Source organism: Enterococcus sp. DIV2384 (assembly GCF_050534975.1).
GTDB lineage: Bacteria > Bacillota > Bacilli > Lactobacillales > Enterococcaceae > Enterococcus > Enterococcus faecalis.
The window spans coordinates 53,439-77,139 of sequence record NZ_CP172905.1 but is presented as its reverse complement, the minus strand read 5'-3'; the positions used below and the strand labels follow the sequence as shown (position 1 = coordinate 77,139).

The following is a 23,701-nucleotide window of genomic DNA, read 5'->3' as shown; positions in this document are numbered from 1 at the left end:
TGTACATCCCTCCTACTCCACACGTGCTTGTGTTTGCTGTTGTTGTGGTCGTTTCATTGATTGAATATCTTCAAAATGAACATCAATCGTAATCTTGTGACCAGTTCCCACCAAACGAGCAAGCCGTTCTTCCATTGTTTTTGACCAAGCTTCTGTTTGTCCAATTAAATCTGCCGTTCGTTTCAGTGTGCCTTTGACATTGACCTTAATGCGCCGTTTTGTCGCCTTTACACGAATGGTTGGTGCTTCCAGAAAGTCACTGTCTTGCAAGCTAGAGCGTACAAATCCTTCGATGGCTTTACGGTGTAACACTAACTTTCCTTGCTCTTCTTTTAATTCAAACGTGCCTTTTCTTCTTGGGAATAAAAGAATGAATAAAAATAGAAAGAGCATAATTCCTAGTAAAACCAGCGCTACCCAAAAGATTGCTTGACGTGCGTACTCGTTGTCTTGCAAGAACCATTGGACATTATCTGGTGGTTGCCAAGCTGTATCGGCTGACCAAGTGGTGATGGCCACCGCGCCAAATAATGCCATTAAAATCAGTGAACCTAAAAGCAAAAGTATTTTAACAACTTTATTCACGGAACATCCCTCCTAAAGATTAATTGCTTCTCCACCAGTTACGCCATAAACTTGAGCCGTAACATAACTTGCATCATTGGACGCCAAGAAAACATAAACAGGGGCTAATTCAGCAGGCTGACCCGCACGTTCCAGTAAAGAATGTTGCCCAAATTCTGGCAACTCTTCAATTGGTTGTCCATGATCTAACTGTAACGGTGTCCAGATTGGTCCTGGAGCCACGCCATTTACCCGAATGCCTTTTGGTGCCAGTTGTTTTGCTAAACCAACGGTAAAGTTGGCAATTGATGCCTTCGTTGCTGCATAATCCAACAAATGCTCACTGGGATTAAAGGCTTGGACGGAAGTCGTTGTCACAATGCTACTTCCGGCAGGCAAGTGAGGCACTGCTGCTTTGACAATGCCAAACATCGCAATAATATTAACATGGAAAGTGTCTATCACTTGTTCCATTGGTAATTCTTCAATAGCGGCACAGGAAATTTGTTGAGCTGCATTTAAAACAAGGGTATCCAAGCCGCCTAATGCTTCATGAGCTTGTGCAACCAATTTTTCAGGTGCCTGTTTATCTCTTAAATCTGCTGGCAAAAGAACGACTTTTCGGCCAGCTTCTCGTATATAGTGCGCCACTTCTTCGGCGTCTTTTTCTTCACCTGGGAAAAAATGTAAGGCGATATCTGCGCCTTCACGAGCAAAAGCAATCGCCGCAGCTCGTCCAATCCCAGAATCACCGCCTGTAATTAATACCCGACGATTTTCTAATTTGTGATTTCCGACATAGCTGTCTTCCCCACAATCTGGTTTAGGGACCATTTTGTCCTGTAATGCGGGAGTTTCTTGATCTTGTTGCGGAAATCCATCACTATAAAATAACTTTCTTGGGTCTTTTAAGTTTGGTTCTGTCATTAAATCTCCTCCCTTTCTACTATTACCTTAATACAATTTTTTCTTTTTGAAAAATATTTGAGCACATAAAATAAAAAAAATATTTTTAATACTCATTAAGCGAAATTTTTGGCAAAATTATCTAAAAGCTGATTTTATTTTTCAAAATAGCGTTTAATTGACCTTTTTTATCAACATTTGTTATTGACATATGATGTCCAATTCGCTTAAATAAGAAAGAAGCCCAACAGGCAAAAACAAAAATATTTAGAGATAATTGAGGAGTTACCGCCAATGAGAAATGTTTTACAAGACTACTTAGATGAACATTCCTTTCGAGTCGTTGTAAAAAAGAAGAAAAATTATTTAACTTATGAAGGACTGCAAGATCGTTATGCCTATATTTTAAAAAGTGGCATCATCAAAACTAGCGTTATTTCCAAAGACGGTCGTGAATTTAATTTACGTTATATCAACAATTTGGAAATTGTTTCATTGCTACGTGATGAATATTCAGAATTTATTGATGCACCTTTTAATATTCGCATCGAATCTCCACAAGCAGAACTTTACCAAATCGACCGTGTTCAATTTTGGCGGGATATCAATAATAGTAAAGACTTGCAAATGTATGTCAAAGAATACTATCGGGACCGTTTAATGCATTCCATGAAAAAGATGCAGCAAATGTTAATGAATGGCAAATTTGGGGCCGTTTGTACACAAATCTATGAAATGTACGATTCATTTGGCGTAGAAACAGAGGAAGGTATTTTAATTGATTTCGTGGTGACCAATGAAGAAATTGCGCATTTTTGTGGGATAACTTCTGCTAGTAGCGTTAACCGGATGATGCAGCAACTAAAAGAGTTAGGGGCAATCGAATTACGTAACCGCAAAATTTTGATTAAAGATTTAGATATGATTAGAGATAACATTATTGTTTAACATCAGCACCCCCCGCAAGTTTGACCTTGCGGGGGGTGCTTTTTATTTTTCAGTGACAATATTCACAGGAAATTGTCCATAATCTAAATTAAATGTCCGACCAGCCGTCAGCTGAAGCATTTCTTTTTTCATGCCTTCCGCCAAACGTGCATCCCCAAAACTTTCAATCATATCAATAACGGCGATTACTTCTTTATAATATCTCATTTTGCCAGTGTACAGATAATACGTAAGATTTTTTAAGTAACGTAAGTTAAAATGAATATAGTAGATTTCAGCAGGAATCGTGGTAACACTCATTAGCGCTAAATATTCCCGGGCTTTCGCATAATTTTTCTTATAAAGTTGCGCTGTAATGATATTTAGGTAAAAACCATAGGCGACATTTAATGTTTGGGTATCACGTAATTCAGCATCTTTGACAGGAAACATCTGCTCAAGAATCTGAAGGACTTCGTTTTCAGAAAATAACGCCCCTGTATTAGTCACCATTTGATAATCGTAATATGTATAGTAGCTTTTGCTAGAGATAAGTGCGAGAATTGCCATTCGATCGGTTTCATCAAATTCTGGAATTTCCTCCCAATCATTACTGAAAGTTAGCTTAATATCTGTATAAATAGACATCTCTACTGCGTTTTTGTGGGGATTGCGCTCTAATTGATAAAAGTAATGAATCAGGTTCTTTTTTTCACTTGTATTGTTCAACCCCATTTGACAACATTCAATTTGATGCATAATTTTAGATGAAGCCGTACTTCTTGTTTCAGAGACCATATGAAAAAATTCATTAAAGGTAATCCCCAGTGACTGTAATGCTGTCATTAAATCCTCGTAACTTAGCTTGGCTTCACCAATTTCGATTCTTCGATAGGTTTGTTTCCCTTTTTTTGGTAAAACATCTTTCTGAGCAATTTTTTTCTTTTTCTAAAATACTTTAATGCCTCTAACACATCCATAATATGCTCCTTTCTATTAATAAGTTAATATTAAGTATTATTTTTTTATTAACTAAAATATAACATTTTATAAAAAATTATTTTTACGAACTTTAATATTACCAAATAATCAAATAATATATTTGTTTGAATTATTTTTTTGCACATTATAATTGTTAGACGTCAACAAATTAAAAAAAACTTTTCTAATTCGTTCTTGAAGAAACTAAGATATCTGTCTTATAATGAAATTCAACATAACTTAGAGCAGGAGGTGTCGCAATGTTTGGTTTCAATATTAGTTTATTTCTTATTACTCGGTTCCGTTAAACCCACTCTTCACTAACCATTGTACAATCAATTCCATTTAATATCTATTTCATTTTTATTAAATAACATTTTTAATAAAAGTACATATCGTTTATTTTTAGATATTTTATTTAATTATTTGAAATATATTTATTTAAACAAATAAATTACATTTAATTAAATCAGAGGGAAACAGATTGTAGCAAGTGAAGAAAAAAATAGCTCTTGAGTGATATTTTCTCAAGAGCTGTTTTTCTATTTTATTTCAAAAGCGGTTTGCGTTGTGGGGTTATTACTTAATAAGGTGTTTTTATACAGTAAATAGTATGCTGCTGCTGACCAACTAAAGTTTTTCGTACTTAAGCCCTTCCCTGTCAGTGGATCATAATTTTCATGAATAGGGCCTTCTCCCATCAATCCTTCGGCATGTAAGAAGAGTTTTTGTGTCATTTCTTTTGCTTCTTTTGTATAGTCATAGTTTTGAAGAGCTTCTACACCAAACAAGGCTTGGTCAAGCCAAACTGGTCCCCGCCAATATTTCGTTGCAGCAAATTTTTCATTGTCTTTGGATGCCGTTGGGAATGGCATAAAGGTATTGAACATTTCTTGATTCATCATGTTTTTCTTAACTGCCGCCGCCTGTTCTTTGGTCGCTACTTTTGCCCAGAGCGGCAACCAGCCTTCTGTTCCTTTGCCACGATTGACTAACAATTTCGTTTTCGAGCCGTCTTCATTTATTTGTAAGTCATAGAAGAAGCCTGTTTTTTCATCAAACATATTTTCTTGAATATATTTTTTTAGTTTCTTCGCTTCTTTTTGATAGTTCTTATAGTCCTCTTTTTTGCCTAATTCCTCTGCTATTGAAGCTAAATAGCCCTTTTCAGCGTAGAGATACGCATTCAAATCCACTGATTCTTGATTAATTGAATACCCCACTACTTTTCCTTTATTTTTATTTTCAAAAACTTTAACTCCGACATCGCCTTTGCCCACACCTTCTTTGTCAAACCGTGTAGCGTTATCCATGCCACTTTCCCACGCGGCTGCTTCAATAACAGCATCATCATCCACTTTAGGTTGGCCATTTTTATCTTTAATGATTTGATCCTTGTCGTCTTTTTGCCAGTGAGCATCACTGACCATGCTTCCATATTCTGCTATCCCATTTTTATTGTGGTCTCTGTTGGTATACCACCAATTATGATAAGCCACAAGTTTGGGATACATTTCTTTTAAAAATTCCTTATCTTTGGTTTCTTGATAAATATGCCAAACTGCCCATGCAGCCAATGGTGGTTTAGAATTTCGTTCATTCCAGTTGCCACCTTCACCACCACGCGCACTGTCTTGATTGTAAAAGACAGCATCAATGATCGCTCCTGCATCTTGTGGACGTACGGTATCATCTTTTTGAATTTGATAATCAAACAAGGCCCGCATATTATTTTTAGCTAACTCAGGATTAAAATCAGCCGTTGCTACATCCGCTTTCCACGAATCCCAAGCCCACATACCAATAAACCATTTATAAGACATGGACGGAACAATCCCGTCATGCTTAAAGGCACCTGCCGCGCTTCGCCAATTGGTATTAATCGTTTCAATCGATTTGACTAGCGCATTTTGATATTCAGGAAATTCTGCTGTTTTCTTTTGATCAAACGTTTTATCTAGATATCCTTGCCATCTTTGCTTGTTCTCTTTGAAATAGCGCGCCGCATTTTTGGTGTATTCGGGTGCTTGTTGTTGTTCCTTTGCCTCTTCTTCTTTTGTAAAAGTATAGCTTTCTGTCGTATAGGTGTTGTACGTTTGTTTAGGCTTCAATTCAATTGGTTCAGCGGTTGCTGTATAATTCCGATTATCAATTTTTGTTGAAACTTTATCCGCATGATGAATCGTATATTTTGTGTCTTTCGTAGCAAAATAATTCCACGTTTCTCTGACTTCACCAAAATTCACTTGAATGTCATTGTCTTTAGCAGTTAAACGAGTGCCAATATCTAAGGTTTCCGTTCCCTCTTGAATTTTGTCAAAGACCGCACCTGTCCAGCTTGCTTCAAGTGACAAGGGCTCTTCACCAGTGTTTTCAAGTGTCGTTTGGATAAGCGCCGTTCGATTGCTGACAAAAATTAAAGCTAAATGAATCGTTAGATCGTCTAATTCATAGGTTTGCTCTAGGCGCCCAGGATAATAAGACAGGTCCATGCGGTTGCTTTGGCTTAAATCATAGGTTTCTCCCGTTTTTTTATTTTTGACCGTTAATTTGTTTAAACTTGCCGCCAAGTTTACTGGATATTCTTCCGCAATAATCAATGGCCCCGCAAAACCACCCAGTAGCTCTTTATTGCTTTTTTCAGGTAAATAGTAGCCATGCCATGCACCTAAATCAGAAAAATTATTAAAATAATTGGTATCGTATACGCCATTCGTCCGTTCGGTTGGTGATGCACTCACATCTAAAACATTTGCAAATTCATCAACTTTTGTTCTTTCAACACTTGCTTGCACTTCCCCGCTTAACGCAAAACAGCTGACTACGGTGATTCCTAACGCTAACCAAGTAGACACCCGTTTCTTTTTTGATAAACCCTTCATAAAACCCTCCTATAAAATGATAGCGCTTTATACACTGATTTATTATCAGCAAGGACTATGCCAAATGGAGTGTATCCCTTTTTATTATTGAAAGATTCAACTTTCTCTAGAAAAAAAGCGACCGTATCGAAGTGTATTGATCAAAAAATAACGAGTGTATCGATAGTGTATTTAGTTTATGCTTGATTCTGTTTTATTTTCGTAGCTTCCACAAATTTTTCAGTAATTTTTTGCGGTCGTGTAATAACAGATCCCACCACCACGCTATAAGCACCTAGCTCCAGAACACGTTGGACTTTTGCTGGCGTATCAATCATTCCTTCTGCAATGATTGGTGTAGTAAAATGCTTCTTTGCTTCTCTTAACAGTTCAAAATCATTTTGTTCAATCCGCTGATTTTCACTTTGCGGCGTATAGCCGACTAACGTTGTGCCAATATAATCAAAGCCTAACTCCGCCGCTTCAATCATCTCTTCCAGCGTGGAACAATCCGCCATCCATTCTTGGTTAGGATACTTTTCTTTTATTTTTTTGAAAAATGTGGCTAACGTTTCGCCATTTGGTCGTTTCGAATGGGTTGCATCGAGAGCGATAATTTCTGGCTGAACAGCCATTAATTCATCTACCTCACGCATAGTTGCGGTAATATATACTTCTGCGCCAGGATAACCTCGTTTAATAATCCCAATGATTGGTAAATCAACCTCTTTCCGGATTGTTCGAATGTCTACCACAGAATTTGCTCGAATGCCTTTAGCCCCTCCTTGTTTAGCGGCCAAAGCCATCTTGGACATGATAAAAGAACTATGCAACGGTTCGTCTGCCAACGCTTGGCAAGAAACAATTAATGCCCCTTTGATTTCTTTATTCAACATTGATCCCTCCAATTTAAAAGCGATTACAAACACAGTATACCTACAACAGCTGAAATATGCCACTCTTCTAAATAAGAACAAACGTTTCACGTGAAACAAAAGAAAACAAGCGGTTAGGGCTTGCTTTCTTTTGACTTATTTTTAATTTTTACGACCCTCTAAATAATCATACCCAAAATGTGCATACGCAAATGGCGTTGCAATTCGTCCTCGCGGTGTTCGTTTAATGAAACCTTTTTGAATAAGATAGGGTTCATACATATCTTCCACCGTTTCGGTTTCTTCACCGATGTTTACAGACAAGGTACTTAAACCAACCGGACCGCCGCCGTATAAATCAATCATTGTTTTCAACAATTTTTGATCGACATAATCCAAGCCTTGATGGTCCACTTGCAGTAAGGTTAACGCTTTGTCTGCAATCGCTCGGTCGATTTTGCCATCTGATTGGACTTGTGCAAAATCACGGACACGTTTTAACAAACGGTTAGCAATTCGGGGGGTTCCTCTTGAGCGGCGCGCAATTTCAAAGGCACCTTCCTCAAAAATCTCCGTTTGAAAAATATCCGCGGAACGAAGAACGATTTCTTTTAAATCCTGCTCTTGATAATACTCCATGTGAGAAATAATCCCAAAACGATCTCGTAATGGCGCTGAAAGCATCCCTGCCCGTGTGGTAGCGCCCACTAAAGTAAAAGGCGGTAATGGAAAATGAACGGGATGTGCCGTGGTTCCTTGACCGACCATGATATCAATGTAAAAATCTTCCATTGCGGAATACAGCATTTCTTCCACAACTCGCGGCAAACGATGAATTTCATCGATAAATAACACATCACCAGGCTCTAATTCGTTCAAAATAGCGACTAAATCTCCCGCCCGTTCGATGGCTGGTCCACTTGTGGTACGAATGTTCACATTCATTTCATTGGCGATGACCATCGCCATTGTCGTTTTCCCTAAACCTGGTGGACCATAAAGAAGGGTATGATCCAACGCTTCATTCCGATTTTTCGCCGCTTCAATATAAATCGTTAGTTCTTGTTTTACTTTGTCTTGACCAATATATTGTGCTAAAAATTGTGGACGTAACGATTTTTCAATTGAAGCTTCTGCTTCTTGACTTGCAGCTGAAAGCAACCGTTCTTCTTCTGTCATCGTTATTCCTCCTTAGCGTTTCATCATGAATTTTAACGCATTGCTCAAATAAACATCTGTCGTTGTCTCACCTAACGCTTCCAATTGCTTAGTGATACGCTTAATCTCTCGGTCACTGTAGCCTAGGGCACTTAATGCTTCTAACGCTTCTGCCAATGCTTGATTGCTTGTTGTCACCGCTTCGGTTGCGGTCATGGCAGCCACCGCTGCTTCGGAAGACTCTAATTCGCCTAGTTTTCCTTTTAAATCTAAAATCATTTGTTGGGCTGTTTTCTTGCCAACACCTGGGAACTTCGTTAAATATGTAACATCTTCCCCTTCAATTGCATTGATTAAACCACCATGATCAGCCACAGAAGCCATGATAGCCAAACCACTTTTAGGGCCAATTCCAGAGACACTGATTAATTTTAAGAACAATTGTTTTTCTTCTAAACTGCCAAAACCAAATAAAAGTTGTGCATCTTCCCGCACGACTTGGTGAAGATATAGTTTAATGTCCGTATCCATTTTTCCTGAATAGCGATACGGGTTATCGACTGAAATCTGATAGCCAATGCCATTTGTTTCAACGACAATATAGTATGGGCTAACAAACGTTACTTTTCCAATAATATATTCGTACATGTTGTCACCTTTCCAATTGCTGATTGCGTACATATGTTCCATTTTACTTGATTCATTTATTTTAAGCGATATCTTCATCGTTTGCAAATATTCCTATGAGCAATCTATACTAATAGTCTGAAAACACTCTTTATAAAACAGCTTTCTATTGATGAAGCAAACAATAATTAATAACTAACAGAAGACAGATCAACACGCTCTCCCTAGTAGACAATAATTTTATGTACAACTTATTCTAATAATTCTATCTAGAAAGCTGTAAAAATTTAGGATTGATATTACTTTCAGACAAAACTAAATCATAATCTTCTGGGTAAACTTTTAAGTGCTGATCTAACGCAACAGATACCCCTGCTTGTAACCTTGCTAAAGCTACTTTATTATCCATCCATGTCAATGCATGAAATAGGGTACCTAAACAGGATATTCCTTTGCCTTTTCTATACTCTGCCTGAGTAATATTTGCTCGGGGATGAAAATTTTCACTATATCTAATAACTGCTTTAGCCGACCGATAGTTATACATTCGTCCACCATGTGCAGCTCTATTCCTATAACTATGACATAAAAAGATAATGTCAGTAAACATATTGGTAATCCCTTCATCCACGATTTCTTTAGGTATTCCTAGAATCATCGCTATAACTTCTTTTTTATTTTCACTTTTTTGTAATTTATAAAAATTAGCCAGGTTTCCAAATGTTGTTCCTTTTAACATAATCCAAGGTGGAACGTTTCCATGATAACCACGATAGTGTTTCATGGGTTCTATATCATCGTAGATAATCTTTTTAAACTTTGTAATTAGCTGATCAACTTTATATCCTTGTCCGTTTTTGTTTTTCTTTCCAGTTTGATAATGACGTCTATTCAAATAGTCTATTTGTTGTTCACCTATATTTTTACTGACAACGTAAGAAATAGCTGCTCTTACATACATCTCAACATCACATGTCGCATCAATTACAGATGAAGTTATTGTTTTGTCCATCATAAATAAAGAAAAAATATGATCAAATGTACTGTTTTCTATAAAACATTCTTCTTGATGGTCAGTTATTTTTTGCTTTTTTTCCAAAAGGAAGTCTTTATAGCCATTGATAATCTCATAATAGCCATAAAAAGATAATTTCTTTTTTGCATTTTCTTTATCCGAGAAAACCAATCCTCGAGCTTCCAAAATAGCTAATTGTTCATCTAACGTTTTAAAAGGCTTCATATACTGTTCTCCTATTAATTAGCACAAGAACGTCTATTAGAAAAACTAATAGACGTTCTCGGTTAGCCGCACAGCAGCTCTTCTTTAAGGTTATCTCTATGCTATCATTTGTTTTGTAGCTAGTCAATAGCCCAATTTTCTAAAGAAAATGCTTTTTATACTAAAAAATACAATACGTTGTATAAAAACAGAAAAAATATTAAGTATATTTCTATACATTGTCCAAAAAATCAAAATGCACACAGCCATAGCGGAGAATTTTTTATCATCGACCTTGGCTACATCTATTTGTTACTTTTCGCTCACTAGGGAATTAAAAAGTGCGTACTGTTTTTTTTGACATGCTTGCGTGATAATAGCGGTAGCTTCAAAAAAATAACCAAAAAGGAGACTACATACATGAAATTAAGTATCTTAGATCAATTAACGGTTCCTAAAAATCAATCAGCAAGCGACACATTACAAGAAGCCAAAGAGCTCGCTCAATTAGCGGAAAAACTTGGCTACACAAGAATTTGGTATGCCGAACATCACGGTTCAGACGCCTTTGCCAGTGCAACGCCAGAAATTTTAGTTGCACATATTGCTAGCGCCACCGAAAAAATTCGTGTTGGCGCAGGTGGCATCATGACCATGCATTATGCGCCATTTAAAGTCGCAGAAACGTTTAAAACGTTAGCAGCTTTATATCCTGATCGAATCGATTTAGGCATGGGCCGCTCGCCTGGTGGCAGCCCTTTAACTACGTTGGCGTTAAATAATGGTCAGCCACCACAGCTAGACCAATTTGATAAATTACCTGAAATTTTACTCTTTTTAAGAGAGGAATTTCCTGAAGATCATTTATATTCTAAAATTTCAGCTGTTCCGCGGGAAGTTCTATTACCACAACCCTGGTTACTAGGTGCTAGTAAAGAAAGCGCACGTTCAGCTGGTGAATATGGCATTAATTTTTCCTTTGCGCAGTTTATTCATGGACATTTGCCCAAAGAAGTATTGTCAGCATATTACAAGCATTTCCGACCAGTAACTGAACAACAAGAGCCTCAAGTGAGCGCTGCGTATTTCACTTTCGCCGCCGACACGAAAGAAGAAGCAGAATACCATGCGGCTAGTTTCGAGCATTATATCTTTGCCACCGAACATGGGCTTCCAAATAAATTTTTATCGCCAGAAGAAGCCCTAGCTTTCCCTTACAGTGAAATGGACAAACTGGTTTTAGAACAAAATAAACAACGCTTTGTCATTGGCAGTAGCCAAGAAGTTGCGGAGTTTTTCCACCAACAAGAAGAACTAGGGTTGACAGAAGCGATGCTAATCACCCCAGGTTATGACAAACAAACGCGCTTTCAATCGTTTGAACGCCTAGCAAAAGAATTATTATAGAAAGGAAATGAGAAATGTTAGAGGTTTTAAAAAGAATTAATACGCTTGCACAAAAAGAGCGTGAACAAGGTTTAACATCTGAAGAACAAGCTCTTCGTGTCGATTTGCGACAGGAATATTTGCGGACCATTCGTGAACAATTCAATAAAACATTAATGGGCGTCACTATTTATGATCCTACTGGTGAAGATGTGACCCCAGAAAAATTAAAAGAAGAACAGCAGAAATATTTTGATTAAAAGAGACACAGAACAGTCGATTTGACTATTCTGTGTCTCTTTTTAACTACTCTTCTGTCACATATGTCCACTTATAATCATATTGTGCGCCAGCACCATGGGCAACGACGCCTTTCACTTCTTTACTGCGTAGATGGGCAGTCGCCTTTTGATAAAGTGGTGCTAAAGCGGTCTCTTCACCAATCAATAACTTCTCAGCCTTAACCATGTCTTCCCAACGTTTTTCAGGATCTGAAGCATCTCTTGTAGCTGAAGCCTCAATCAACTCATCGTAGGCTTTACTTGAAAAACGCCCGCGATTATAATTATTACCAGTAACAAAAAGATCTAAGAAACTACTTGGATCTGCGTAATCCGCAGCCCAACCACCTAAGATTGTCTCAAAATCGCCGCGACTACCTCGATCAATTCGCACTGAAAACGGCACTGGGCTCACTGTTACATCAATACCCTCTAAAGTATCCTTTAACGTACCTTGAATATATTCCGCTAACTTTTTCGTAGAATCGACATCATCGGCAACAATATCCATTTTGAGTGTTGTTATGCCCAATTCTTTCTTCGCTTTTGCCCAATATTCTTTTGCTTTTTCTGGGCTATATTCAACAATTTTTTTATTTTCATCAGCAAAATCTTTGTCATCTGTCGGCGAATAAGACATCCCTTCTGGAATTAAGCCGGTAGCGACTACTGAGCCGTCGCCTAAAATTTTATCTACTAATGCGTTGCGATCAATCGCTGCTGAAATTGCTTTGCGTAAATTCACATTATTATACGGTGAATTTTTATCTCGCTGATTAAATTCCAAATAGCTGGTTCGTGCTTCTTTTTCGATAACCAATTCTGGATCCTTTGCCATTTGCTGGGCCAATTCGCCACTTAAAATAACATCGTCTGCTTGACCATCTTGGAATAAGTTCAAGGCAGTTGGTGCCTCCTTGACAACATCAAAATTGATTTTATCTAATTTGACATTGTCTTTATCCCAATAGTTTTCATTTTTTTCCAAAGTCCAATTGGTATCTGAGCCAGCCCCTTCAAAGTTAGCTAAGACAAACGGACCATTATAGACTGCTTTTTCACTGGAAGCAGCGTAATCTTTGCCATATTTCTCTACGGTTGCTTGATGTTGAGGGAAAAATAGTGGAAAGGCCAGTAAATAATCAAAATATGGTGTTGGTTTTGCCAGTTTAATTTCTAGCTCGTAATCTCCGTTTGCTTTAATGCCTAATTCAGAGACTGGTTTCTTACCAGCTACAATATCTGCGCCGTTTTCAATCATTTCTAGAAAATAAGCATACTCAGCGCCAGTCTGAGGATCTGCTGTACGTTGCCAACTAAAAACATAATCGGCAGCTGTGACAGGATCACCATTGGACCATTTTGCTTCTTCTCTTAGTTTCACTGTGTACGTCAGACCATCATCACTGACTTGCACTTTTTCTTTAGCCCCTGCTGGTTGCGGCTTGCTTTTATCATCTAAACGATAAATTCCTTCATACGCATTATTCAGTGCCGTAAAACTAATTGTATCTGTTCCTAAAGATAAATCTGCAGAAGGCATTTCTTGTTGAACTACTACTTTAAATTCTTGTTTAGCGGCAGTTTTCTCTGATCCGCCTTTTGCTTTTTCGGCGCCAGCTCCCCCATCACCACCACAAGCAGCTAAAACTAACAGCGTTGTTAAACTTAACCCGATAAGTCCTTTTATACGTTTACTTTTCATGCCTTTCTCCCTTCACAGAAAAAACTCTTCATTTTTTAATTTTTAGAATATTCTTATAATACTAAAATTAAAAACAAATGGCAAGCATTAAAATAAAAAAAGAACCAATCCCGAAGGACGGTTCTTAAAAAATGACTAACTAGCTTTGTTACGTCGTTTATAAATATACCAGCCAGAAGAAGAAAGTCCAACGAACAGTAAACCATATAATGCAAGCGTTTCTGTTTCTGTACCTGTTTTAGGTAAAAAGCCGCCATACTTTTTCTTCTCTGTTACGGATGGATTGCTCTGTCTTGCTCCCGCTTGGTTTTGTTTATTGGTTGCTACTGGTGTTTCTGGTGTTGGTTTTGGATCTGGTTTCGGATCTGGTTTCGGATCTGGTTTCGGATCTGGTTTTGGATCTGGTTTTGGATCTGGTTTCGGATCTGGTTTCGGATCTGGTTTTGGATCTGGTTTTGGATCTGGTTTTGGATCTGGTTTTGGATCTGGTTTTGGATCTGGTTTTGGATCTGGTTTTGGATCTGGTTTTGGATCTGGTTTTGGATCTGGTTTTGGATCTGGTTTTGGATCTGGTTTTGGATCTGGTTTTGGATCTGGTTTTGGATCTGGTTTTGGATCTGGTTTTGGATCTGGTTTTGGATCTGGTTTTGGATCTGGTTTTGGATCTGGTTTCGGATCTGGTTTTGGCGTCTCTCCTCCACCAATTAACTCTTTGTAAGCTTCTTCCGAAATAGAAACAATTCGTTCGCCTGGGAATGGTTCTTTATATTGTGCTAAATCAATCGTCGTTGCTGCACGATACAACCGCAAGCTGGTTGCACTTTTCAAGTATTCAATTAAGACAGCATCTAGTGAAATCCCTTCTTCTCGTTCACCACCTAGCATATCGTAACCATCACCACCAGCAGCTAAGAAATCATTGGTAGCCATCCGGTATTGTTTCTTCTCATCCAATGGTTCAAACTTTTGTGTTTGCCGATTTTTAATTTCTATTCCTAATACGCGTCTACCGACAATCGTTTGTCCTGTTTCATTGCCTTCGTCACTAGCCAAGCGAGTACCTGGTTTTGTGGAATCATAGTGGATACGAATGGAGCTTGAAACATGTAGGAAACCACCATTTGCGCCAAGTTTTGGTTGGCCAGCATCATCTAGTAAAATTGTGCCATTCTCATCTTTTTGTGGAATCGAACGAACAGACATTTCAAACATTTCTTTAACTTGAGCGCCGGTTACTTGAATTTGCGCAATGCTATTGCCAAAAGGTAACACAGCAATGACATCCCCAACTTTAATTGGCCCTTGTTTAATATCAGCGCGAATGCCGCCACCATTAGTTACTGCAAAATCAGCAGGTTGACTAAACGCGTCTTGGCCATATGACATAATCGCATCACCAATCAAATTCCCTAAGTTGGTCTCTCGTGTGCGCACATTTTCTCGTTGTCCATCCAATGTGAATGGAATATAATCGACAATTACTTTTTCATTTTCAGCGTTAAAATTCGTTCGTGCTTCATCAACGATGGCTTTAACTGCCGGGTTTTCTGGCAATTCTAGCAACTCTGCTGCTGAAATCAATTTTGCTGTTTTCTTAGTTGGTTCACTCTCTGGTGCTGTGACAATTCCAACATTATTTAAATAATTACCTGTTTGAGCATAGATCACTTTGCCATAACGTTTGCCACTTTCGACGGCTGTATGCGAATGTCCATCAATCACAGTGATATCTAACTCAGGATATGTTTGACTAAGGGTTTCTGCTAGCGTATCACCACGCCAGATATGCGGCGTCGTTTCATCTACGCCTAAATGCCCAGTAACCACGAAAGCTTGAATATCCGCGTACTTCTCTTTAATTTCCTTAATCACTGCTTCTACTTCTGGAATCGGGTCTTTAAATGTCACCTTCTCCACGTTTTTCGGGTGTGTTTTCGTTGCTGTTTCTGGGGTCGTCACACCTACAATGGCAAACTTTTTCCCGGCTTTTTCTACGATTGTATACGGATCAAAAACCCGTCCACTGCCATCTTTGTAATACGTATTACTAGATAAAATCGGAAAATTCAGTTGGTCTTTATAACCTAGTGCAATCTCTAAACCAAAATCAAACTCGTGATTTCCCACCGCCATGGCATCATAACCAACTTCATTCATTGCTTTGGCCATATCCGCGCCTTTGGAGAAATTGGAGATTGGTAATCCTTGGAAAACATCCCCTGCATCCACCATCAAGGTTGGGTTTTCTTGGTCTTTAAAGGTTTTTAGACGCGCCATACCCAATTCGCCTTTCCCTGCTTCTAGTCGGCCATGAACGTCATTTGTGTGCATAATGGTATATGCATTATCTAAATCAAAGCCCGCATTACGGACGTCTTGTTTCGTAATAGCAGCGGCGTTTGGTGTACGTCCATCAGGAGAAGTCGGAATTTGAAGAGTGCCGTCATTCACTAACTCGATTGCTTTGGCACGCCATTTTTCATCAAAATTTGTCCCAATAATTGACCAATTTCGTTCGATTTCTTGTTCTGGATCAAGCGTTCCTTTTTTCTTAATATAATCAACAATCATTCCTCGTAAGGTTTCTGGATCAGAATTTTTAATAGGTTCCCCTACTTGAATCCCTTGGCTAGCTAAACCGCCGTAACGATAATTATTCATAGCAATCGTATATTCTTTGGCAGGATCCAACGGTTGGCCGTCGATTTTCGCATCTACAATTCGTTCACCCACTGGTTTTGAAATGTCAATCTTGTAGTCCACTCCAGAAATCATGTCATAGTTATATACACGAATGTTTGGATTAAAACTAATGGTCAAATCATCTGGCTGTGTTTGGTTATAGTACGCCCCTTGTTTTTCTAAATACTTCAGTAAGTTTTCACCGTTAATGGGAACACTCACTAAGGTATTTGGGTATTTGTAGATATCAAAAATCGTGGCATAGGAAATTTTCCCCGCAGGTAATTTACTGTCGTATTTAAACAGCGCTGCCGCACTTAATTGTGCGCCTGTTACTTCTTTTTGAACGTTATTAATTAAAGAAATCATCGCTGTTGGTTGTAATTGTGCTTCGGGAATTCCTTTAATTTCTTGTTTTGGTAAAAAATCAGCTGTTGCTGTGCCGATCTCCTCCTGAATAAACGCTCGCGTTTTTTCATGGTATTCTTTTGTCGCTGCCTTAACTGCTTCATCTGCTGGAACATTCGTTGTTGGTACAATCGTTGCTGTACCTTCTTGCACTTCCCACTTATCGGCATTTTTAGCAACTGAAAGATCAATTTTGACAACTTCTGTCCCCGTATCTTTCGGTCCCCCTACCGGTACAGTTTTTCCATTCGGCGCTGCTCCTTGCTTGGTAAAAGAAAGGTGGTCATGACCCAGAATATACGCATCAATCCCCGCGACATTTTCAATTACTTGGTCGGCACTGGCAGCCGGATCACTATTTTGTTGTCCCGCATGAATCGAAGCAACAATAATGTCAGCCTGATCGTTAGTTTTCAACTCAGTAACTGCTTTTTCTGCTTCTTCTTTCAAAGGTAAAAAATTAAGCGAAGTAACACGAGGGCCATCCCACAAAGGAATGTGCGGGATTGTTAAGCCGATAATCCCAACTTTTAAATCTGGCTGCCCATCTTGATTAAAATCAAGTTCCTTCGTGGTAGTCCCTTTAACAAAGCGACGACCATCTTCCTTATTGTAGGTATTCGCAGACAAAATTGGAAAAGTGGCTTCTTGTTGAATTTTTTGGATTAACGGTAAACCAAAATTAAACTCATGATTTCCCAAAACCATTGCATCATACTTCATCACATTCATGGCGGTAATCATTGGATGGGGCTTTTCATTCACTAAAGGCGCTTTATTATACAAGTCATCTGTTAAAATAGTGCCTTGAATATTGTCGCCATTATCAATTAAAACGGTGCCTGCTGGGTTTTGCGCCCGGACTTGGTTGACGACTGTACTTACTTGGGACAAACCAACTGGTAATTCTTTATCATCTTCATAAGACCAATTCCATAATTGACCATGAACATCTGACGTACCTAAAATTGTTATTTTTTGTGGTGTGCTCGTTTCTTCTTTTTCAGCGGTTGACGTTTCTAAATTCGTCGTTTCTGCTGGTGCCGTGGTTTCTTGTGACTGCTTGACACTGTCACTCGTAGCCTGATTTGGTGCTTCTTGCTTGATGTCTGTTGTTTCCTGTGTGATGATTGGTTCTTGTTTTCTACTTGAATCGGTGGTACTTGTTACTGCTTCTGAACTTTGTTGACTCGTTGTTTCTACTGCATATGCCGTACTAGTAACGCTTGGCGCTATCAACGCAACAGCCATTAAAAAATGCATGCCCCACTTCACTTTTTTAAAGCTCAACTTTTTCACAAATTTCCTCCTTGTGTTTCAACCCATTTGCAACAAACAATTGTCAAAGTAACAAACAACAAAAAGAGCCTTCCCCCATCACGCTGCTCTTCTTTTCCTATCATAATATATCCGTTAAATAAAAAACAGTAAATTCCGTTAAAATAAGATGTTTTTCCTGTAAATTGTTTTTATTTTTGGACAATACAGCGGATTTGTTTGTGAAAAAAATAGTAATTTTGACCAAAACACGAACTTTATAAAAAAGAAAGTCTTTTTATATTGGAAAAGCAGAACAAAAACTATTTTTTTGAAAAAAATAACTAAAAATACCGAATAAACAGCATTGGTCTAGTCCTCGAATGCCTCTAAACAAATATTAGCAGCAATTGGTCTAGTCTTTAAGGAGGAAAAAGAACGCTCTTTTGCTTAAGCAAAAGAGCGTTCTTTTTTATTTGAGGTTAATCCTTCATGTAAGGTAACTTTTTAGCATAGCCTTCTTTATTCACTTGACGTGCCCGGGCAATCGCCAAATCTTCTGAAGGGACATCTTCTGTGATGGTTGAACCAGCAGCAGTCACCGCATGATCACCAATCGTGACTGGCGCAACAATGTTCGTTGCAGAGCCAATAAACGCGTGATCACCCACGACTGTTTGGTGTTTATTTTTGCCATCATAATTAACAAAAACAACGCCGCAACCGACATTAATATCTTTGCCTAATGTTGCATCACCAACGTATGTTAAATGGCCCACTTTTGTTCCTTCATCGATTGTTGCATTTTTTACTTCCACGAAGTTACCAATGTGTACGTTTGCCCCCACATCTGCTTTAGGACGTAAATGTGCATACGGACCCACATCGGCCCCCTCGCGAACCACACTTTCTTCAATCACAGACTGTTTAACAACCACTTGATTGCCGATATGACTATCAACGATTTCTGAATGTGCGCCAATCAAGCAATCTTCGCCAATCACTGTTTTTCCTTTGATAGTGACTCCCGCTTCAATGACTGTGTCTGAACCAATTACCACGCCTTCATCAATATATGTTGTATCTGGATCAATAAATGTAACACCATTTCGCATATGCATTTCATTTAAACGACGATGCATAATTTTATTAGCAGTGGATAAAGCGACACGATCATTTACACCCATTGCTTCGTCAAAGTCTGCCATTTGATAAGCAGCGACAGCTTTGCCTTCTTTTTTCAAAATTTCAATGATATCTGTTAAATAGTATTCCCCTTGTGTGTTGTTTGTATCTGTTTTCGCTAACGCTTCAAACAATGATTCATTATCAAAACAGAAGGTTCCTGTATTAATTTCTTGAACACGTGCTTCTTCTTCACTGGCATCTTTTTGTTCCACGATTCGTTCAACAATGCCCACATGGTCACGAATAATTCGACCATAGCCTGTTGGGTCTTCCGCATGCGCTGTTAAAATAGTCGCACTTGCATTCTTACCTTGATGGTAATCGAATAAGTTTTTCAAGGTTTCTGCAGTTAATAACGGCGTATCCCCTGTAATAACTAATGTTGTTCCTTGTTTGCCACCTAATAACTCTTGTGCTTGCATGACTGCATGCCCAGTTCCCAATTGTTCAGCTTGTAAGGCATATTGACTACGTTCGCCTAAATGGCTTTTAATCATTTCCGCCCCGTGTCCAACGATCGTCACGATTTCTGTTGGTTCTGTTTGTTCTACTTGATCTAAAATATGTTCGACCATTGGTTTACCAGCAACTGGATGCAATACTTTATAAAGTTTAGATTTCATGCGTGTTCCTTTACCAGCTGCTAAAATAATTGCGTATCTATTTTCCACGTTTGCCACCTCAAATTAACTAAATTGTTTGATTTTCTTCTAAATCGTCCTCATTATACCTTTTCTAGTTTATCTTACTCTTTTGTCTTTTTCAACAAAATAAGGCATTTAAAAGGTAGACCAATTTATTTTCTCATCTTTTTTTAAAGGAATAAAACAGAAAAAAAGAACCTGAAAATGGAATGGACCATTTTCAGGTTCTTTTTCAAATTATTTCTCTGTGAAATAGTTTCCTGGGACTACGCTAATCGTTTTTGTTTGTGTATCCACATCTTCCACATATAATAGCGAAGTGTAGTCATCGATTGCACGACGGCCATTGAATTTTGACTCAGCAAAAACGGTAATGCCCACAAGTTCTGCTTCAAATTCTTCAATCATACTCTTCATACCATTGACGGTGCCGCCGCCTTTCATGAAGTCATCCACGACTAAAACTTTTGATCCGCGTTTTAAGCTGCGTTTTGAAAGTTCCATTTTTTCGATACGTTCTGAAGACCCTGATACATAGTTCACGCTCACCGTTGAACCTTCAGTAATCTTAGAATCGCGACGAACAATCACAAACGGAACATTTAAGTAATAAGACACAGCTTGCGCAATTGGCACTCCTTTGGTCGCAACGGTCATTACCGCATCAATTTGTTTGCCTAAATATTTAGAAGCAATAATCCGGCCCACTTGTCTTAATAAATTCGGTTCCCCAAGTAAATCTGAAAGATAAACATAGCCCCCAGGTAATAAGCGATCTTGTTCTGACAAACGATCACATAAATCCATAATCAACTGCTCCGCTTCCTCATAAGGAATTTCAGGGATAAAGCGGACACCGCCTGCAGCGCCTGGAATCGTTTCTAAAATACCTGTTCCACGTTCTTTAAATGTTTTTTTAACAATTGCTAAATCTTCACTAATGGAAGACTTGGCAGATTGGTATCGGTCAGCAAAATATGTCAAAGAAACCAATGTATGGGGATGATCTAAAAGATATTGGGTCATATCGATTAATCGTTCACTTCTCCGAATTTTCAAATTCGTCACTCCTTTTCATTCTATCGTTCCTTATTATAAGGGGTTTAACCGAAAAATTCGAGGATTTTTTTCAAATAACTGAAAATAGTTCGCCATTTCTTTTAAAAAAAAGAAATAAAGGAGAAAAACTTTCGTTTTTCTCCTTAGTTTCTTTGCATTTTTTGTTTTCGCTGGACCATAACAACCACTCGGCGATAAATATTGACTAATAAGAATAAACCAATAAAAATTAGGGTAATGCTTGCACTCGGTGGTGTTTCCAAATAATACGAGCTAGTCAACCCTGTTAGCATGCCAATCAAGCCCATAAACACACTGATGATAATCACCGTGTTGAAGCCTTTACCAATTCGCATACCTATCGCAGCTGGTAAGACCATAATTGCTGAAATTAACAAGGCTCCCGCGATCGGAATCATCACAGCAATCGCCACACCAGTAATTACATTAAAAAGCATCGACATCCAATGAATAGGTAGCCCATCAACATGAGCAGTATCTTCATCAAATGTTAAAATATACATTGGGCGTTTAAATAACATAAACAATAGAACTAAAACTACGAATAAAATTGCCAACATAACCACTTGATCCCATGTAATCGTGACGATGGAACCAAATAAATACGATTGAATACTAGCAGCTGAATTGCCTCCTGTTAAATTCATCAAAACTAACGCCAAAGCCAAACCGCCTGACATTAAAATAGCAATCGAAATTTCTGAATAGGTGCTATAAATCATTCGTAAATATTCTAGAATGATTGCAGCCACAATCACGACAATTAAGGTCATTAAATTAGGATTCCAATTAAAAAAGAAGCCTAGTGCCACACCGGCTAATGACACATGTGAAAGGGTATCTGCCATTAAAGATTGTCGGCGAATAACTAGAAAGACGCCGAGCATTGGGGCAATCACTGAGATAAACAGTGCTGCTAAAAAGGCCTTTTGCATAAATGCATAAGAAAGCATTTCTGCCATACGATTCACTCCTTACCGCTAAAATGAACACTACCATTGTAGCGACGTTTAAGCGAATTAATTTTTTAATTCCTGCTTATTTTTTAAATTTTTCCCACATTTCTTTAAGCCGTTCCTTGGCTTTCGTTATGATCGAGCCAGATAACGTTTTATTGGAAAATTTACGTATACGATTCTTCACTCATATGGAAGCAACGCCATTTCGAATCTTCTTTGCGGACAAGACGAATTTGACGATCCACATAGGTTTTGATATCTTCATGATCATGTGTAATCATCAAAATAGCTTTTCCATGTTCATGCGCACTGTGTTGCAACAATTGATAAAATTCGTTTCGCGATTGTTCATCCATACCTGTTGTTGGCTCATCTAAAATAAACAAATCTGGATCTGTCGCAAACACTCGTGCTAAACTAATTCGTTGCTTTTGCCCTCCAGAAAGCTCGCCAATTCGTTTGTGGCGCATTTCCCACATGTCCACTGATTTCAAAGCTTTTTCCACATGAAGATGATCTTTTTTCGTCAACGGTTTGAACCAACGATTTCTGGGAAAGCGACCTGAACGTACTAATTCAATGACGGTGCTAGGAAAGCCCGCATTGAAAGAAGCGACTTGTTGTGGAATGTAGCCAATGCTGATTTTTTCACCAGCACTATTTTTTTTAGCGACCGTAATTTTGCCACTTGTTGGTTTTAATAACCCTAAAGTACTTTTGATCAGCGTTGACTTGGCAGCGCCATTTTCTCCTGTTAAAATAACGAATTCCCCTGGATCAACATAATAAGAAACATCTTCTAAAACAGGTTCATCATCATAATAGAAGGTTAAATTTTCGACTTCAATATAATGCATAAGTTGGCTCCTTTCTGTTGCCAGATTAATGAATGCTTTTTTGTAAAGCAGCGAGGTTTTCTTTCATGACAGACACGTAGTTCTCGCCTGCTTCTTGTTCTTTTTGAGTTAAACTCTCTAAAGGATTCAATACGGCTAATTCGACGCCTGTCTCGTCTGCCAATGTTTTGGCTACTTTTGTAGAAGCCGATGCTTCAAAATAGATCACAGAAACATTGTTTGTTTTAATATATTTTTTTAATTCGGCTAAACGACTTGGCGAAGGTTCTTGGTCTGGAGAAATCCCAGCAATCGGTTCTTGGGTCAAACCATATTGTTTTGCCAAATAGCCAAATGCAGCATGTTGCGTCACAAAGGTCCGATTTTTAGCGCCTGCAAACGCAGCTTGGTATTCCTTATCTAGCGCAGTCAATTTTTCCAAATAAGCAGCGGTATTTTTTTCAAATACGGCTTTTTTTTCAGGATATTTTTTGATAAGCGCATCCCGAATCGCTGTTACTTCTTTTTGCGCTAACACGGGATCTAACCAGACATGCGGATCCAGTTCGTGGGAATGGTTATGGCCTTCATGACCTTCTTCGCCAGATTCTTCCTCTTCTGTTCCTTGCATCAATTGAATGGATTGACTGGCTTCCACGATTGAAACTTTTTTCGTGTCCAAGTTTTCAATAACATTCGGAACCCAAGTTTCTAGCTCTTTACTATTATAAACAAAGACATCCGCATCAGTAATTTTCGCTAAGTCTTTTGCGCTTGGTTCATAATCGTGTGGTTCCGTTCCAGCTGGAATCAACAGCTCAACCTCTCCCTCATCACCAACGACTTGTTTTGCGAAGTCGTACATCGGATAAAAAGTAGTCATTACCGTGAGCTCTTTCTTCTCTTTTGGCGATTGTGTGGTTTGCCCACAACTAGCTAAAAGAAAAGCACTGATTGCTAAAGTAACGCCGATTATCAAACGGCGGTAGATTTTCGTCATGTTCTGTCCTCTTTTCGATTTACCTATTATAAACCGTAATATTTACGATTTGCCAGGAATAATGTACCAAATGGATCACGGGACGTCAAGGAATAAATTTAAAAAAACAACAGAGCGTGGGACAAAAATCACTTTGGGTTTTTGCTCCACGCTCTGT

At 38.4% G+C, this 23,701-nt stretch carries 18 protein-coding genes; 3 read left to right on the top strand and 15 right to left on the bottom strand.

Translation table 11 applies throughout. The features are described from left to right. Nucleotides 1-12: 12 nt before the first annotated feature. Complete coding sequence (gene amaP / locus IGK54_RS00325; RefSeq protein ID WP_002381343.1) at nucleotides 13-585, bottom strand: alkaline shock response membrane anchor protein AmaP; 573 nt, start codon at nucleotides 583-585, stop codon at nucleotides 13-15. A gap of 12 nt (nucleotides 586-597) precedes the next feature. Further along, nucleotides 598-1,491, bottom strand: a complete 894-nt coding sequence (locus IGK54_RS00320; protein WP_002356084.1) for an SDR family oxidoreductase — start codon at nucleotides 1,489-1,491, stop codon at nucleotides 598-600. 273 nt (nucleotides 1,492-1,764) lie between these two features. Here IGK54_RS00320 and IGK54_RS00315 point away from each other — a divergent pair, with 273 nt between their 5' ends. Then, a complete protein-coding gene (locus IGK54_RS00315; RefSeq protein WP_002356081.1) occupies nucleotides 1,765-2,418 on the top strand; it encodes a Crp/Fnr family transcriptional regulator in 654 nt (217 codons plus the stop codon). 42 nt (nucleotides 2,419-2,460) lie between these two features. Here IGK54_RS00315 and IGK54_RS00310 read toward each other — a convergent pair whose 3' ends face one another. The 6 genes from IGK54_RS00310 to IGK54_RS00285 form a co-directional block, all read right to left on the bottom strand. Next, a complete protein-coding gene (locus tag IGK54_RS00310; RefSeq protein ID WP_430603102.1) occupies nucleotides 2,461-3,243 on the bottom strand; it encodes a Cro/Cl family transcriptional regulator in 783 nt (260 codons plus the stop codon). A 677-nt stretch (nucleotides 3,244-3,920) separates the two neighbouring features. Beyond that, complete coding sequence (ygjK, locus tag IGK54_RS00305; protein WP_002386404.1) at nucleotides 3,921-6,260, bottom strand: alpha-glucosidase; 2,340 nt, start codon at nucleotides 6,258-6,260, stop codon at nucleotides 3,921-3,923. A 176-nt stretch (nucleotides 6,261-6,436) separates the two neighbouring features. Then, nucleotides 6,437-7,135: an N-acetylmannosamine-6-phosphate 2-epimerase gene (locus tag IGK54_RS00300; RefSeq protein WP_430603100.1), complete on the bottom strand. Its 699-nt coding sequence runs from the start codon at nucleotides 7,133-7,135 to the stop codon at nucleotides 6,437-6,439. Between the two features lie 141 nt (nucleotides 7,136-7,276). Then, the gene (gene ruvB, locus IGK54_RS00295) at nucleotides 7,277-8,293 is read right to left on the bottom strand and encodes a Holliday junction branch migration DNA helicase RuvB (RefSeq protein ID WP_002381340.1); all 1,017 of its coding nucleotides are present in this window, start codon (nucleotides 8,291-8,293) and stop codon (nucleotides 7,277-7,279) included. 12 nt (nucleotides 8,294-8,305) lie between these two features. After that, a complete protein-coding gene (gene ruvA, locus IGK54_RS00290) occupies nucleotides 8,306-8,920 on the bottom strand; it encodes a Holliday junction branch migration protein RuvA (RefSeq protein WP_002359241.1) in 615 nt (204 codons plus the stop codon). 244 nt (nucleotides 8,921-9,164) lie between these two features. Continuing rightward, nucleotides 9,165-10,139 (bottom strand): Abi family protein, encoded by a 975-nt coding sequence (locus IGK54_RS00285; protein ID WP_002410386.1) that lies wholly within the window; start codon nucleotides 10,137-10,139, stop codon nucleotides 9,165-9,167. A 399-nt stretch (nucleotides 10,140-10,538) separates the two neighbouring features. On the opposite strand from IGK54_RS00285, the gene IGK54_RS00280 reads away from it, so the two are divergent. Together IGK54_RS00280 and IGK54_RS00275 are read left to right on the top strand one after the other, a co-directional pair. Continuing rightward, nucleotides 10,539-11,525: an LLM class flavin-dependent oxidoreductase gene (locus IGK54_RS00280; protein ID WP_002356071.1), complete on the top strand. Its 987-nt coding sequence runs from the start codon at nucleotides 10,539-10,541 to the stop codon at nucleotides 11,523-11,525. 14 nt (nucleotides 11,526-11,539) lie between these two features. Further along, on the top strand, nucleotides 11,540-11,764 hold the full coding sequence (locus IGK54_RS00275; protein WP_002356070.1) for a DUF896 domain-containing protein: 225 nt from the start codon (nucleotides 11,540-11,542) through the stop codon (nucleotides 11,762-11,764). Nucleotides 11,765-11,810: 46 nt separating this feature from the next. Here IGK54_RS00275 and IGK54_RS00270 read toward each other — a convergent pair whose 3' ends face one another. The 7 genes from IGK54_RS00270 to IGK54_RS00240 all read right to left on the bottom strand — a co-directional run bounded on the left by IGK54_RS00270 (nucleotide 11,811) and on the right by IGK54_RS00240 (nucleotide 23,544). Continuing rightward, the gene (locus IGK54_RS00270) at nucleotides 11,811-13,490 is read right to left on the bottom strand and encodes a peptide ABC transporter substrate-binding protein (protein WP_002361487.1); all 1,680 of its coding nucleotides are present in this window, start codon (nucleotides 13,488-13,490) and stop codon (nucleotides 11,811-11,813) included. 135 nt (nucleotides 13,491-13,625) lie between these two features. After that, nucleotides 13,626-17,879 carry a 5'-nucleotidase C-terminal domain-containing protein gene (locus tag IGK54_RS00265; RefSeq protein ID WP_430603098.1) on the bottom strand — a complete coding sequence of 1,418 codons (4,254 nt, stop codon included), beginning with the start codon at nucleotides 17,877-17,879 and terminating at the stop codon, nucleotides 13,626-13,628. A 440-nt stretch (nucleotides 17,880-18,319) separates the two neighbouring features. Continuing rightward, nucleotides 18,320-19,705: a bifunctional UDP-N-acetylglucosamine diphosphorylase/glucosamine-1-phosphate N-acetyltransferase GlmU gene (gene glmU / locus IGK54_RS00260; RefSeq protein WP_002356067.1), complete on the bottom strand. Its 1,386-nt coding sequence runs from the start codon at nucleotides 19,703-19,705 to the stop codon at nucleotides 18,320-18,322. 201 nt (nucleotides 19,706-19,906) lie between these two features. Beyond that, complete coding sequence (gene purR, locus IGK54_RS00255) at nucleotides 19,907-20,728, bottom strand: pur operon repressor (RefSeq protein ID WP_002381336.1); 822 nt, start codon at nucleotides 20,726-20,728, stop codon at nucleotides 19,907-19,909. A gap of 143 nt (nucleotides 20,729-20,871) precedes the next feature. Then, a complete protein-coding gene (locus IGK54_RS00250) occupies nucleotides 20,872-21,711 on the bottom strand; it encodes a metal ABC transporter permease (RefSeq protein ID WP_142957460.1) in 840 nt (279 codons plus the stop codon). 161 nt (nucleotides 21,712-21,872) lie between these two features. Then, nucleotides 21,873-22,565 (bottom strand): metal ABC transporter ATP-binding protein, encoded by a 693-nt coding sequence (locus IGK54_RS00245; protein ID WP_002356064.1) that lies wholly within the window; start codon nucleotides 22,563-22,565, stop codon nucleotides 21,873-21,875. Between the two features lie 25 nt (nucleotides 22,566-22,590). Continuing rightward, nucleotides 22,591-23,544: a metal ABC transporter substrate-binding protein gene (locus IGK54_RS00240; RefSeq protein WP_002367576.1), complete on the bottom strand. Its 954-nt coding sequence runs from the start codon at nucleotides 23,542-23,544 to the stop codon at nucleotides 22,591-22,593. Nucleotides 23,545-23,701 lie beyond the last annotated feature (157 nt).

Excerpts from the sequence above, each read along its gene's own strand:
- IGK54_RS00280 (WP_002356071.1), top strand. The coding sequence starts at position 10,539 with ATGAAATTAAGTATCTTAGATCAATTAACGGTTCCTAAAAATCAATCA.
- IGK54_RS00270 (WP_002361487.1), bottom strand. The coding sequence starts at position 13,490 with ATGAAAAGTAAACGTATAAAAGGACTTATCGGGTTAAGTTTAACAACG.
- IGK54_RS00320 (WP_002356084.1), bottom strand. The coding sequence starts at position 1,491 with ATGACAGAACCAAACTTAAAAGACCCAAGAAAGTTATTTTATAGTGAT.
- ruvB (WP_002381340.1), bottom strand. The coding sequence starts at position 8,293 with ATGACAGAAGAAGAACGGTTGCTTTCAGCTGCAAGTCAAGAAGCAGAA.
- IGK54_RS00300 (WP_430603100.1), bottom strand. The coding sequence starts at position 7,135 with ATGTTGAATAAAGAAATCAAAGGGGCATTAATTGTTTCTTGCCAAGCG.
- ruvA (WP_002359241.1), bottom strand. The coding sequence starts at position 8,920 with ATGTACGAATATATTATTGGAAAAGTAACGTTTGTTAGCCCATACTAT.
- IGK54_RS00315 (WP_002356081.1), top strand. The coding sequence starts at position 1,765 with ATGAGAAATGTTTTACAAGACTACTTAGATGAACATTCCTTTCGAGTC.
- IGK54_RS00245 (WP_002356064.1), bottom strand. The coding sequence starts at position 22,565 with ATGCATTATATTGAAGTCGAAAATTTAACCTTCTATTATGATGATGAA.
- IGK54_RS00240 (WP_002367576.1), bottom strand. The coding sequence starts at position 23,544 with ATGACGAAAATCTACCGCCGTTTGATAATCGGCGTTACTTTAGCAATC.
- ygjK (WP_002386404.1), bottom strand. The coding sequence starts at position 6,260 with ATGAAGGGTTTATCAAAAAAGAAACGGGTGTCTACTTGGTTAGCGTTA.
- IGK54_RS00310 (WP_430603102.1), bottom strand. The coding sequence starts at position 3,243 with ATGACAGCATTACAGTCACTGGGGATTACCTTTAATGAATTTTTTCAT.
- IGK54_RS00275 (WP_002356070.1), top strand. The coding sequence starts at position 11,540 with ATGTTAGAGGTTTTAAAAAGAATTAATACGCTTGCACAAAAAGAGCGT.
- IGK54_RS00285 (WP_002410386.1), bottom strand. The coding sequence starts at position 10,139 with ATGAAGCCTTTTAAAACGTTAGATGAACAATTAGCTATTTTGGAAGCT.
- IGK54_RS00250 (WP_142957460.1), bottom strand. The coding sequence starts at position 21,711 with ATGGCAGAAATGCTTTCTTATGCATTTATGCAAAAGGCCTTTTTAGCA.